Origin of the sequence: Shewanella sp. ANA-3 (assembly GCF_000203935.1) — a bacterium.
Lineage (GTDB): Bacteria > Pseudomonadota > Gammaproteobacteria > Enterobacterales > Shewanellaceae > Shewanella.
Genome location: NC_008573.1, coordinates 43,451 through 55,830, shown reverse-complemented (window position 1 = coordinate 55,830; position 12,380 = coordinate 43,451). Strand labels below are relative to the sequence as shown.

Genomic DNA, 12,380 nt, shown 5'->3' with positions numbered 1-12,380 from the left:
ATAACTCCCCCTTTTTTAGTTTATGCCTTACGGGCATTTTTGAATTTGGAGTGAGATATGGAACATTTAGTAGTTGGTGCCTGGGAAACAAGCACTAAAAAAATCGTGGCCTATGCCACTTTACAGGGTATAGAAATTGACCGTCGCCCTAAGCGCCATGTTTATCACATTGGTTTATATGAGATAAAACAATCAGGCGACGTGAGACTTGCTGCAGTTGAGACCGTGAAACTCGAAGGGAACCTACTTCCGTTTGAGATTCAGGATGAACTAGAACTCATGAATTTGTGCTTCTGGGGCTTCCGTATTGCGAAAGCAAAACAAACGTCATTGAAGTCAATTAGCCGTGATGACATCGGGCTTATTGAGTTCTGCTATGCGGTGTCTTCGAAACCTCAAGCAATGCCATTGCCACTCACTGAAGAAGTGAGCTGGAACGGGATTGTGAGCTTCGGTCAAAACGCAGGGAGATTAGCACATGCTTAATAACTCTCATGCAAACAAGAAAACGTCATTGTTAAACATTAACGAGCTGAATGAGTCGTAAAATAGTATCGATGGCGACCTGTATTGGTTCAGAAAAAGAGGTCAGAAATACATCTCAAGTAAGGAGATTGCTCAGAAACGATGGTTACGCAGACTCATTAAGAAGCGTATCCAAAAGGGCAGAGCAAAACCGGAGTTAAGTATGTATGGGTCTACGATGGTCAGAGATTTCTGGCCGTTCGGCGGCTCATTAAACTTTGAGTCTTCACTTAAGAGTGGATGGGAGCGGAAGTATTGCGACGAGTACCAAGGATTATGGGTTAACCCTCAATCTCTCATGTTATGCACTTACACCGAAGGGGACGTGGTTTACGTCAACGCCCCTGACGAGCTTACGTACCAATCGGAATACAACCGGCACATCAGTTTCATCAACGATCTTTAGTCACGATTATTAACTATCGGGTAAGACCTACCCGACGGGTGTGGCTTACTTTTAAAGGAGCAAGTCATGCTTATATCAATTAAATCAGATACAACAAAAACTCTACTTAACGAATTAGAAGCAAATGGAATTTCTGTTTTCACAGAATGCCGCAACGGATACTGCGGGGCTTGCAGTACCAGATTAGTCAAAGGTGTTGTGAGTTATCAGTCAAAGCCTTTAAGCGTTAAAGATGGCCATGTGCTTGTGTGTTGTGCAAAAGCTCACACTGACGTGACCTTAGAAGTTTAATTTTTCATTACCCCTTGGGTGAGCAATCACCCATTGGGGTAGCTCACCCTTTTTTGTAATAGGAGTGAGCCATGAAAGTCGATAAGGTTATTCGCTTGCCGAGAGAAGACGAGGGCGGTATAGGGATTGTCCGAATGGGGAATTTCAATATTGTAAGTAGTCTATCTCGCCGTAAAGCGATTACAAGAAAGCGATTTATGCGTAAAAAGCCGGTGACTATACAAAACCTTGAAAATGGGCTTTGGATATTGCGATATGCAATGGGCAATTCTGGCAACCTTTCACTAACGAAGAGTCAGATTGCTATAGATTACGATGGTATTCAGCAGCTCGGTTTAACGCTGCGTACAAATCCCGTCAATCTAAAAGTAACCGATTCTTCTCAGTTAGAGATTTTCCTGCATTTCTGGCTTCACCCAGATCTAAACATTCGTATTTCAATGCGAATGGGGGCGATAGGACTTTTTCTAGGCGCCATTGGTTTTGGGATCTCATTAATCACGATACTTTAACTTAACAATGCAAACGGTCACGCCGTTGCAAATACCCTAGGGTGAGACAACCTTAGGGTTGCTCGCCCTCATTTAATTTTTAAATTTTGGAGTGAGCACCATGAATTACGAATCAGAAATTAATACTGTTTTCGCTTCTATGACAGCTGAATCGAATCGATTAAACCTGCCGATTGTCTATAAAGATGATTTAAAGGTCGATCTCGAAACGCTTACAAGGTTCGCTGACAAAGGTATCAAGCAGTTCTTATGGCAGCTGCGCGAAGGCGGTTCGGTGTTAATCCCTGTGGGACTTGGCGTAAACCCGGTATATGTGAGCTTTTGGCACAATGCAGGTTACCCAACAAGCCCTTATTTAATCTCAATTGATGACGGGAAATCATCGATAGAACCGATCTCAATTGAAAAAATGCTTAATATTGTTCACCGGAAACCGCATGGTCAGGTGGAGGATATTATTAAGCGTGGATGCGATTTAAATATCTGGGGACTATGGAACACTCCCAGTTTTGAATCGTTTTCAGTGGCAGGTTGGCGCGATTATTTTCAGTATGCAGGCAATAAACTGATGGTGGATTTAATCAAGCAACATCTGCACTAAAGTGTAGAACGACGTTGGAATGCTACGGCATCCCTTCGTCGTTTTTTTTTGGGATTTTTTGGCTAGTTAATTTGAATAAACGGTCTTTAACGCGGCTCTTGCCATCGAAAACCAACCCGCAAAGGCGCTGGTGGCGGGTGACATTTTAAATGCACGATTGACCTTGAATAAGCGATTAAACGCGAGGCCTGCGCCGACTTCTGCCAACGACAAACTGCAGCGGTGGAATCGGTGGAGCACATCTTCTACTTCATCCACTGAAATAACCCCCGTTAACAGCAGATTGCTATTATCACTGTACACGGCGGCAAACCCTTCCAGTTCCGCATTGGGCGCAACGTTATATTGCTCAGGCTCGCTCATGGCATCAATGTTAGCTGTAGTGAACTCTTCCCCTTTGGAAATGGCTTTGACGCGGAATTCCCCAGCTGTATCCGATTTATACAACCGGTTGTAGCCTCGAGCAGTGAGTATTGGGTAAGGCTCTGCAATGCCTGGTATTGAGACTAAGGCCAAGTCTGAATGGTGAGGGTGCAGGTTAATCTCTTCGTCAAATAGGAGCTTAATTAGTTGCTTTAAATGCTCTTTATTGACCTGTTCTGGCGCGAGACCAATCAATCTTAAATGAACCTCCAAGAACACCAAACGACTCGGCGCACTGTTGCAGCCTAACTCCACTGCCAATTCGGAAAATAGTGGATGAATTGTAATGCGCGACATGCTTACCTCAAGATGTAAATTTGTTATGTGAACTTTATCTCACAGAAAAATTTTTTCGCAAATTTAGGAGAACAGACCAAGTTTTAACAAAAAATATCTACCCAATTTTTTGTTATCCTGTATTATGCTCATGATTGGGTAGATATTTTGTGATGCACGTCACCATGGTTGTTAAGAGGATATTCTAACCAACTGATTTAACTGGATAATGCAGCAAAATTTGCAACGTTTTAGAACTGTGATGAAATGATTCTGGTCGTAAAATTTAACAAACAAGGAATTACTAGATGAAAACTCAACACAAATTAACAATCGTAGCATTATCTGTTTTAGCTCTGTCTGCTTGCAGCTCAAACCCTGTTTCAGATTATGTTGAAGCACAACAAGAGCTAGTAGAACAAAAAAATGAACAAATGAACGACGCTATAGAAAAGGCGCCTGAGTGGTTCTTAAACCCTCCTGCTTCGAATGGTGATGGTGTTTACGCGACGGCAATGGGCCGTGCTGATAACTTGATGGCCGCTCGCAATATTGCGAACTTAAATGCGGAATACGCGATTGCTAAGACAGTATCGCAGGAAGTTTCTGGTCGTGAGCGTCAAAACACTGAAGTGCGCAATGGTCGCACTAATCAGTTGAATGATGAAACAATTGTTAAGCTAGTAAATCGTGCAAAAGTCGTTGGCTATAACCACGTTAACACCCAAGTTCGCGTCGAGAACGGGCTGTACGTAGTGTATATGCTGTTACACCTGCCTTACGACAAGCTGGAGCGCATGATTGAACTAAACGATCGCAGCTTTGAAGAGCGCTCTAAAAAGGCTTATTCAGAAGTTGAAGCATTAGTGAAACCTTCTCCGACTGTGAGAAATGTAACAGCTGCGGAAGTTGTAACCCAATGAGATATGCTGCTCATGTGGGCCTAGGAGTGGGTTGTTGGGGCGTTTACGCTGCTATCGTCAACTCCTATGCCCCTGAGACAATCGGTGTTGTAGATGCCTGTTTGATGTTACCCGTGGTGGCGATAGCGTCGTTATTACCTGACATAGATCATCCTGAGTCGAAATTGGGAAGAAGGATTAAACCAATATCAACGATTCTTTCGCTCTTCTCACATCGTGGTATCACTCACTCATTGTGGGCTGTTGGGCTAATGGTCTGGCTTTTAGCCAGCCATCAAGCTGACTCTATCGCATCGCAAGCCCTAGTCATTGGCTATTTAAGTCATTTACTTGGGGACGCGGTGACTCCTGCCGGAATTAGACCATTTTGGCCATTGGGTAGAGCGCAACGAATTGGGCTAAATCATGCAGTAGTAGCAAGTGTTGGTATTATTTTATTTTTAAGATGGATGTATTGAAGATGGGAAGTTCTGGTGCGCAAAACGTAGTGATGATGTTTAGAGCTCGCGAAGAGAAAACTCTCAGAGATTCAAGATTTTCTGAGATTGTTGATTCTGCGACGCCAAAAGATGTTAAAGCTATGATCACTGTTGTGTTGGAGCAACAACTGAATCGCTCAGTCGTTGTAATTCAGCACGACTCGCATCTTGAGTTTGTCGCCGGTGACACTCGATTAGAAGTCGGGGTTAACGGTAATTACTTCAACGAAAAATTTTGGAACGATGAATACCCTGCGGCTGAGCTACGTTTAGCGTTAATGTTTAGCTCGGATTCGGTGAAATGTACGCCGGAATGGAATGCAATGGTGAATTTCAAAGCTAAGCACATTCGTGATTCTATTCGTGTATCACTCGCCACTGGTGTCGTAACGTGCGCAAGTTGTGCTGATTTCTGGGGTGGGGCAAGTCTGCTAAAATTGAAATTTTTAATCACTAACTTAGTAAATAGCCTGCATCACATCACGTCTTCAGTCTAAATTATTTAATCTCTTACTTTCATCTAAATCCCGCGAGAAACCCCGTCCTTCTAGGGCGAGGAGGGATAGCGGTTGCTCCGAAGGAGCAAAAACTACCCGATTGGTTAATGTTAATATTTACTTTCACAAAAACAACTGTATTCTTGTGAACTATGAAAGAGATCGCTATTAAACAACGCTTTTACCCAACGACTGAACAGGCTCAATTGCTTGCGCAGACTTTCGGCTGTGTGCGTTTCGTTTACAACGCGATCCTTAAATGGCGTACCGACGCTTTCTACAACGAAAGCAAAAAGGTTAACTACAACACGGCAAGCTCTAAGCTGACCGAACTCAAGAAGCAAACTGAGTTTGAATGGCTTAACAGCGTGTCGTGTGTACCGCTCCAACAATCTTTGCGCCATCAACAAACTGCGTTTAAGAACTTCTTTGAAGGAAGGGCGAAGTATCCAGCCTTTAAGAAGAAGTGCAGCAAGCAAAGCGCAGAATTCACGAAGTCGGCGTTTAAGTTCAAAGATGGCAATATCTACATTGCCAAGTCCAAACAGCCGCTTGATATTCGCTGGTCGCGTGAACTTCCTAGCGAACCAACTACCGTCACTATCTCGAAAGACAGTGCAGGCCGCTACTTCGTGTCTATGCTTTGCCGCTTCGAGCCTAAACCACTGCCTGTTACCAAAAAGACAACGGGTATTGATTTGGGTTTGACCGACCTTGTGATTACCGCTGACGGGTTTAAATCTGGCAATCCCCGCCATACTGCAAAGTACGAGAAGAAATTGGCTCAGGCGCAACGCCGCCTTTCCAAGAAGAAGAAAGGAACTGCCAACTTCCACAAAGCCAGAATCAAAGTTGCTCGCATTCAGGCGAAGATTGCCGACTGCCGCCGCGACTTTACCCACAAACTCACCACTACGTTGATAAACGAAAACCAAGTGATTAGCTGTGAGAGTTTGAGCGTTAAAAACATGGTCAAGAATCCGCGACTTGCTAAGGCCATTGGTGACGCCAATTGGGGCGAAATGGTTAGGCATCTTGAGTACAAAGCAGAATGGCGCGGCAGAACACTTGTCCAGATTGACAAGTGGTATCCGTCTAGTAAGCGTTGTAATTGCTGTGGTCACGTAGTTGATTCTCTACCGTTACATATAAGGCATTGGACTTGTCCAGCGTGTGAAGCGCGCTTAGACCGTGATACCAATGCCGCTATTAATATCAAAGCCGCTGGGCAAGCGGTGTTAGCTTGTGGAGCGTAAGTAAGTCCCGATTGTTCTAATGAACTTCGGGCATAACGCCTTGAAACAAGAATCCCCTTCCTTTAGGGAGGGGAGCAGTCAATTAGCGCTCTGATTCTCTATTACTCCAAGTAAAGAAGTGCTTTTGCTTGTGGGTAATGGTCATCCAAGGACGATATTCAGTCCCCTTGTTCTGTGAAAGTCTGGTATAAATCTGCATTACATTCTGTAAGTATTGGATTTTTACCGTGGCAGTTTTAGAGTTGTAATGACCAACCGCCTCCCACACCGACTGACCTACGTTCAATTCTGACATACGGCGCAGCAATACGTCAGCGGCAGCAGCAACGCCTGTACACGTATCCTGGGCCACTTGACGCCAATCAGGGTAGCGCGACTTAAACCATGTCTCCGTATACTGAATCGTGTTGATTTGACCAACGCCCAGATCAAACGAACCATTCTTATTCTGAACAATCGCCCCACGTCTGCCGCCCTCAGCAACCAGTACCGCGAGTAATAAGTCTGGGTCGATAGGCCGAGCAGCTTTAGCAATACAAAACTCAAGTTCCTGCTGGGGTACTCGATAGCCATTACTTAAGTAAGTGTCGTTCAAATCTGCAACAGTTGACATGTTGTTTGTGTTTATAAAAATGTGTAATATCGGCGAGTATAACACGAGATATTTATTAGAGAAGCATTCGAATGGCATTCAGCGGCGCAACGATTTTGGAATCATTGGTTAAGAATATTAAAGCCAACAAATTCAGTTTTTTAGATTCGCTTAAAAACAAGCTAAAAAACAAATCGCTTGCGGATAACTCTCGCAAACGGAGAGGTCTTGATCCGGTAATTGTCTCCGTGGTGTCGGTATCTGTCCTTGCGTATTTTATGTATTCCGGCGGTGTCGATAGATTTATCTTGTGGTACAAACTGGCGAGTAATGCAGACAACGCGTTGTTAACTGATCCTGTCAATGTTTCTATTCGCTCACTCGACACATTGGCTGCAGCCAATCCTGTGGCCAAGTCGAATTTGACTGTGCAATTCGATGGGGTGACCACTTACCTTGCCGACGATACAAAATTTAAAATCAGCCTCGTGTTTACTGATTACCCTGACTGCGCTGTCGTTATTGACGGGTATATGGCTGAGACCACTGGCGGAATTAAAGAGGACAGCAAGGCTCACGTAAGCTGCTTATTCTACGAAAGAGAGTCAATTTTTGGCACTATTCCACTCACGAGCATTACCACTATACAGAAGCCAGGCCAAGACAATGAAGTGAACGCCGAACAAAGTAATCAGCGTAAGTATCTCGTAGATGCAGAGCCCCTTCCCATGGCCAAAATGATAGGTTGGAACCAACTGACATCCTCCGAGAAAATCAAATTTGGCAGAGAGTAGTTAAGGAGTACCTATGCTGTCAGTTTTGCATATCAATGACCTTTACATCGTTTTAGAAAATCTAACGTCCAACCGAATCCCTGCGACCTATATCTCAGAATTTTTGCCGGAAGCGAAAATGCCTGCAATTGTGTACCTAATTGACCGAGGACGACTGGTGAAATTATGTCGTGAAAGAGGTCAGATTGTGGGATTTGAAGCCTGTTCAGTCAGCCAGTTTTCATGGATGCACACCATGATCGCCGCGACAACCACAAATCAAGTGGCTTGTTTATAAAGAAATATTCCAAAAATTTGCCAGAAAAAAAGTGTGTGGCTTAATACTCATAACAGTAAAAACAAAGCGATTACGTTATGAAAGCGAGTCAGTACATACAGTTAGCTATAGCCAACAATCGGCAAGTGACCGTTCCTGAGATAAACATCGAAAAAATGCATATTCAGTATGTTATCGATGAATCGGGTTTTGACCTTCCCAGAGACCAGTTAGAAGCCTACATGCTCAGTGTTTACGCTGCGACAGGCTTGTCATGGAGCCCAGGTGAAAATCTGCTGTATTTGGCGCTGAATGACGAAGGTCAGATTGAAACCAAACTGACCTATATCGGCGGTCTGGATTTAGCGCTGCAATCGGGTGAAATTCAAGCATATCAGGCATGGGCCATTCGAGAAGGGGACTCTATTCGAGTTTTTAACGACAGAATGCCACTGGTCAGCTTGGTTGGCTTATCACCTAAACGTGGCGAATTGCGTGGCGGTATTGCTTCAGCGCTATTGCCATCAGGCGAATACGTGTCCTTTGAGATTGACCAAATTGAACTGGAATCTGTAGCTGAGAACGGTTCAGAGGTTTGGCAATCAATCTACGTCGATGAAATGGTAAAGAAGCAAGCGCTTTGGCGCCTATTAAACCATGTCGCGATCACTGCATTTGACGGCTTTTATAACACCCTTACGGCGCATTGTGAGGCGTTAAGGCCAATCCGCAAAATTGAAGCACCGACCAAGAAAACAAAGTTTATGGCTGCTGGCGTGGTAGAAACATCAGCATGTCGTTTCGATGCACTATTTGACTAAACCAGAGGTTTTTATGAGTACCAGATACACCTCGGCAGATGCCGCACACTACGTTCAACATCTCTGTGTCGAATTTAATACTGCATACCCTAATAACAATTTTCCGTACTCGGAGCTAAACATTTTATTTGCTCAGTTGCAGCGCCTGTTAATGCTCAATCCATCCCAAATTGGCTGGGTAAATATTCATAGCGTTTTTGATGTCATGACTGAGTTGACACAAGCACAAATCAGCCTCAATCCGAACCGCAAGCAGGCATCTATTCTGTTAGGGGCTTACTACGATAGTGGTTGGTTAGGGGTGCAACTGTGCTGGACATACCGTGGTTACCGTGACGCGGCGGCAAAGGCGGGGATCATCCGTTCTGCACGACCTGTGATTGTGTATGAAGCCGATGATTTTCAGTGGATTGACTCTTTTACTCCACCTCGCCACCAATATGACCCATTTAGCAAGAATCGTGGAAATATCCGTGGTGCCTACTGCGTGGCAGAGCTTGCAGGTGGCGGTGTGTGCGTAACACATTTCACCTTTGATGATCTCATGACGACCTTTGAACATCGTCAGGTGGCCACAAGAGCTTGGAATGAATTTTTTGTAGGGATGATCTTAGCTAAAACAGTGAGACTTTCCGAAAAAGCATGGTCAGAAGCGGCTTAAGAGGCGAAAAATGGAATTACAAGTAAAGCCGACAACCCGTTTAAAAACACCCTTCACGATTGCGTCTAACGTGACATCGACTTTCACCGTTGAGGCGTATGTTGAACATGATTCGATAACCATTGCCACTAATTCGGTGAATCAAGGCGTGAAAGCGCTGGAAGTGATCTCGCGTGACGACAACTCCGTGTGGGAGGTCATTCAAAATCGATTCGCGGTGTGGACTCAGCATTATATCCAGTTAGGGGCTTACTTCTTACAAGAAGGGACGTTGCCGCTGCCAGCGACCAAAGCGAGTGAGCAATTAGAGATCCTGAAGTCAGTGCCGGAAATCTGTGCCGGTGATTGGATTGTAGAGAGCGGAACTAGCCAGATTTTTACGCTGGTTAAAGAGCAGGGCAAGGTGAGTGTATTAACCACGCATCACTGTGAGAGCTTCCATGTTTGCACAAAATTGATTGCGTGGTTTGTGGGCCAAGAGCAATTCACGTCTGCGATGTTTGAGGAATCAAATAGTGGTTATCTCATTTTGGACGTGGCAGAGGACGGGGAGCCGTTAATGCCCGAGTTAACCCCAAGTCTGAATGCACGTAAAGCAGCTGCAGGGCGTTCACTCGCTGCACTACGTCATTTGCCCTCGGTTGATATTCGGGTGCCGGTGATGGCTCCTTTGCCAAATATCGAAGTGCTGGCCAAGATGCCGACAGCCTATGAAGTGCTGAGCAAAGTTAGCGCCTTACAGCGCAGAGTCGTGGCGATTGGGACTGTGGTGAAATCGAACCAGACAAAAGAGATTATGGGGAACACATTACAGGGGTTGGCGGGTTTAAGAGCCTCTGGTTTGTACGATGTGGAGCTTATTCTAAAAGGTAAAAAATTGCTTCGTTGGAAGTATCTGTCAGAGTGATTGGACATCAAGAGAGGTCAACGTGAACGCAAAGCAAGTCAAAGTGTATATGGGACAGCATCAGCCATTTGCGAGCCAATTCCCGCTAACGCTAGGCAGTGGAAAGATTGTCAGTGAGTTTAAGATGGAGTGTAAGTGTGGTGAAGAATTTAAAGACGAATTAGTCAGGGGCAGTATTAATCTCGTAGAGAGTGACATTCTCTATCGTGGAATCGGTATCTGCGATTCATGCCACAAAATCGTGTGCCTAAGCGGCACGGCTACCATGAAGGGGGATGATTTTGAGCTTGAGCCGGACCCATTTGTTGTTCAATCATTGTTTAACCAATAAGGCGCCTAGTATGACCAGGCTGAGTTCACTCGCATTACTTATGCTTTCCTTGTCCATTACTAACGGTTTGGCTGCGGCCGACCTGAAGTATCACCGTGAAGATTACCCGCATTGGAGCGATCTGGATGGCAATGGTCTCAATACGCGCCACGACTTACTCGCAACCCAATCCACGGTTAAACCAAGTTTTAGCCGTGATGGTAAAATCGTGACTCGTGGAAGATGGGTGTCACCTTGGACGGGGCAAATCTATCTCGATGCCTTTGCGCTCGATGTGGATCACACTGTACCGCTTGGCTATGCCCATGCCCGAGGCGCTAAATATTGGGATCGCTATCAGCGTGAAATGTTCGCAAACGATGTGAGAAATTTGCAGGTAGTCGAAAAGGGTTTGAATAAAGAAAAAGGGGCGGCGGGGATCACAGAGTGGTTACCGCCCACCAATCAGTGTCAGTATATCTTGCGATTTCACCGGATCATGAAAACGTATCATCTAAAATATTTCACTAAAGAAGAACCACGGGCGCTGGCGCTGGTAGCTCAGTGTCAAAGGGGGTAAACGTGGTCAAACTTGTTGGAGAGTAATACTTTTCACCAAGTTAAGTTTGATACTGAGTATTAAAGGATCATACTGAAAGGCAGCGCTCACATCGCTGTACTGCCTTTTCTAAATCGTTTATGCCCCAAAGTGAGTTTCGCAGTTCAAAAGCTAAATTGGGCTAGTAAAACTTTGGCTATAGAAAAGCTAATGTGATGTGGTTACTTTCAACCTAGAAGTTTTGCTCGTCCGATCTCTCAAAGCCAGTACGTCTGTCAGGATAACGACTCCTTCGAGACGTAGCGTAATGACCGATAGCGAAAGCAGCCAGCCTTATGGGGTTAAGCCGATGAGGGGATAGGGTGTGAGTGTCAGCCTGAATCTGGGGCCAAAATGCTGTCAACCAAGGTCAAAAATCAGTCAAAAGTGAGCGTAAAAGAATGAGAAAGCAAAAACGATATCAAGTGATTACCCTCCAAACTGTATAAAAAACCGCTACCGCAAAAAAGCAAATTCCTATAGCATCATTTATACCAATTGACATGGATGTGGCAGCGGCCAAGTCCAACAAGTGATTTATGCCCTGCAAACAGCGCAGCGCATAAATACTAAGACGTTAGTTTACAAAGGGAGCTTGGTTTTGTTTGATGGTATGTTTGTCTACTCAGGATTAATTTCCACAATTTGGATCATCGTCGGGATTTATGTGGCCAGTCGATTCTACGATGGCTATGACCACTCTAAACAATTTTGCAGTGAGCTGGGTGCTACAGGAAGCCCAACCGAGAAATTGTCACCTTTGATCAATAATTATCCATTAGGTTTTCTGTTTTGTTTTTTCGGTTGGTATGTAGCGCAACTTTCGAACGTGTCAGTTTTGGTTAACATTGCAGGCTGGCTAGTCATAGTGCATGGTATCGGTACATGGGTGGCTGGTTATTTTCCCATGGATGCGGATCCATTTACAAAAAATCCAACATTCAACTGTAAAGTGCATTCTTGGGCGGGTTTTATAATGCTGCTTTCATTACTTGTAGCACCAATATTAATCGCAATCAGCCCAACGACAACAGTAATACCCACATATTTTCGCGTGTTTTCCATTATTACTGTTATTGCGAGCGTTTATTATTTATTTGCTATGACTAGAGCATTTAAACAACAGAGTAATCCAGGCACTCATCAACGCATATCATATGGCTGTCAATTGGCCTGGTTGAGTGTCTTTTCAATTGTTTTGTCTTAATTGTAAACTAACAAAACAAGGCAGCGGGACAATAAAAAGCAGGCT

At 44.6% G+C, this 12,380-nt stretch carries 18 protein-coding genes; 16 read left to right on the top strand and 2 right to left on the bottom strand.

The features are described from left to right. Nucleotides 1–57 precede the first annotated feature (57 nt). From SHEWANA3_RS21940 to SHEWANA3_RS21925, 4 genes are all read left to right on the top strand, one after another. A complete protein-coding gene (locus SHEWANA3_RS21940) occupies nt 58–486 on the top strand; it encodes a hypothetical protein (protein ID WP_011711529.1) in 429 nt (142 codons plus the stop codon). A gap of 511 nt (nt 487–997) precedes the next feature. Next, complete coding sequence (yfaE, locus tag SHEWANA3_RS23355) at nt 998–1,222, top strand: class I ribonucleotide reductase maintenance protein YfaE (protein ID WP_011711528.1); 225 nt, start codon at nt 998–1,000, stop codon at nt 1,220–1,222. A 71-nt stretch (nt 1,223–1,293) separates the two neighbouring features. After that, nucleotides 1,294–1,734 (top strand): hypothetical protein, encoded by a 441-nt coding sequence (locus SHEWANA3_RS21930; RefSeq protein ID WP_011711527.1) that lies wholly within the window; start codon nt 1,294–1,296, stop codon nt 1,732–1,734. A gap of 100 nt (nt 1,735–1,834) precedes the next feature. After that, complete coding sequence (locus SHEWANA3_RS21925; RefSeq protein ID WP_166485396.1) at nt 1,835–2,335, top strand: hypothetical protein; 501 nt, start codon at nt 1,835–1,837, stop codon at nt 2,333–2,335. A 66-nt stretch (nt 2,336–2,401) separates the two neighbouring features. Here SHEWANA3_RS21925 and SHEWANA3_RS21920 read toward each other — a convergent pair whose 3' ends face one another. Further along, nucleotides 2,402–3,055, bottom strand: coding sequence for a hypothetical protein (locus SHEWANA3_RS21920; protein ID WP_011711525.1), 654 nt, complete (start codon nt 3,053–3,055; stop codon nt 2,402–2,404). Between the two features lie 287 nt (nt 3,056–3,342). Between SHEWANA3_RS21920 and SHEWANA3_RS21915 the strand changes: the two genes are divergently transcribed. The 4 genes from SHEWANA3_RS21915 to SHEWANA3_RS21900 all read left to right on the top strand — a co-directional run bounded on the left by SHEWANA3_RS21915 (nt 3,343) and on the right by SHEWANA3_RS21900 (nt 6,189). Then, nucleotides 3,343–3,957 carry an LPP20 family lipoprotein gene (locus tag SHEWANA3_RS21915; protein ID WP_011711524.1) on the top strand — a complete coding sequence of 205 codons (615 nt, stop codon included), beginning with the start codon at nt 3,343–3,345 and terminating at the stop codon, nt 3,955–3,957. Next, a complete protein-coding gene (locus tag SHEWANA3_RS21910) occupies nt 3,954–4,415 on the top strand; it encodes a metal-dependent hydrolase (protein WP_041413305.1) in 462 nt (153 codons plus the stop codon). The genes SHEWANA3_RS21915 and SHEWANA3_RS21910 overlap by 4 nt, the downstream gene beginning before the upstream one ends. 2 nt (nt 4,416–4,417) lie before the next feature. Continuing rightward, nucleotides 4,418–4,933 (top strand): hypothetical protein, encoded by a 516-nt coding sequence (locus tag SHEWANA3_RS21905; RefSeq protein ID WP_011711522.1) that lies wholly within the window; start codon nt 4,418–4,420, stop codon nt 4,931–4,933. A 152-nt stretch (nt 4,934–5,085) separates the two neighbouring features. Further along, entirely contained in the window at nt 5,086–6,189 is a 1,104-nt protein-coding gene (locus SHEWANA3_RS21900; RefSeq protein WP_011711521.1) for an RNA-guided endonuclease TnpB family protein, read from the top strand. Nucleotides 6,190–6,271: 82 nt separating this feature from the next. On the opposite strand, the gene SHEWANA3_RS21895 is transcribed toward SHEWANA3_RS21900, so the two are convergent. After that, complete coding sequence (locus SHEWANA3_RS21895; protein ID WP_011711520.1) at nt 6,272–6,802, bottom strand: lytic transglycosylase domain-containing protein; 531 nt, start codon at nt 6,800–6,802, stop codon at nt 6,272–6,274. A 71-nt stretch (nt 6,803–6,873) separates the two neighbouring features. Here SHEWANA3_RS21895 and SHEWANA3_RS21890 point away from each other — a divergent pair, with 71 nt between their 5' ends. The 8 genes from SHEWANA3_RS21890 (at nt 6,874) to SHEWANA3_RS21855 (ending at nt 12,335) form a co-directional block, all read left to right on the top strand. Beyond that, complete coding sequence (locus SHEWANA3_RS21890) at nt 6,874–7,575, top strand: hypothetical protein (RefSeq protein ID WP_011711519.1); 702 nt, start codon at nt 6,874–6,876, stop codon at nt 7,573–7,575. 13 nt (nt 7,576–7,588) lie between these two features. Beyond that, nucleotides 7,589–7,852: a hypothetical protein gene (locus SHEWANA3_RS21885; protein ID WP_041413303.1), complete on the top strand. Its 264-nt coding sequence runs from the start codon at nt 7,589–7,591 to the stop codon at nt 7,850–7,852. Nucleotides 7,853–7,929: 77 nt separating this feature from the next. Further along, nucleotides 7,930–8,652 carry a recombinase RecT gene (locus SHEWANA3_RS21880; protein WP_011711518.1) on the top strand — a complete coding sequence of 241 codons (723 nt, stop codon included), beginning with the start codon at nt 7,930–7,932 and terminating at the stop codon, nt 8,650–8,652. Nucleotides 8,653–8,665: 13 nt separating this feature from the next. Continuing rightward, entirely contained in the window at nt 8,666–9,313 is a 648-nt protein-coding gene (locus SHEWANA3_RS21875; RefSeq protein ID WP_011711517.1) for a recombinase RecT, read from the top strand. 10 nt (nt 9,314–9,323) lie between these two features. Continuing rightward, a complete protein-coding gene (locus SHEWANA3_RS21870; RefSeq protein ID WP_011711516.1) occupies nt 9,324–10,220 on the top strand; it encodes a hypothetical protein in 897 nt (298 codons plus the stop codon). Nucleotides 10,221–10,242: 22 nt separating this feature from the next. Further along, a complete protein-coding gene (locus SHEWANA3_RS23350; protein WP_041413302.1) occupies nt 10,243–10,551 on the top strand; it encodes a hypothetical protein in 309 nt (102 codons plus the stop codon). A gap of 10 nt (nt 10,552–10,561) precedes the next feature. Beyond that, a complete protein-coding gene (locus SHEWANA3_RS21860) occupies nt 10,562–11,110 on the top strand; it encodes a DUF1524 domain-containing protein (protein ID WP_041413300.1) in 549 nt (182 codons plus the stop codon). A gap of 619 nt (nt 11,111–11,729) precedes the next feature. After that, complete coding sequence (locus SHEWANA3_RS21855; RefSeq protein ID WP_041413401.1) at nt 11,730–12,335, top strand: DUF998 domain-containing protein; 606 nt, start codon at nt 11,730–11,732, stop codon at nt 12,333–12,335. The last annotated feature ends 45 nt before the right edge of the window (nt 12,336–12,380 follow it).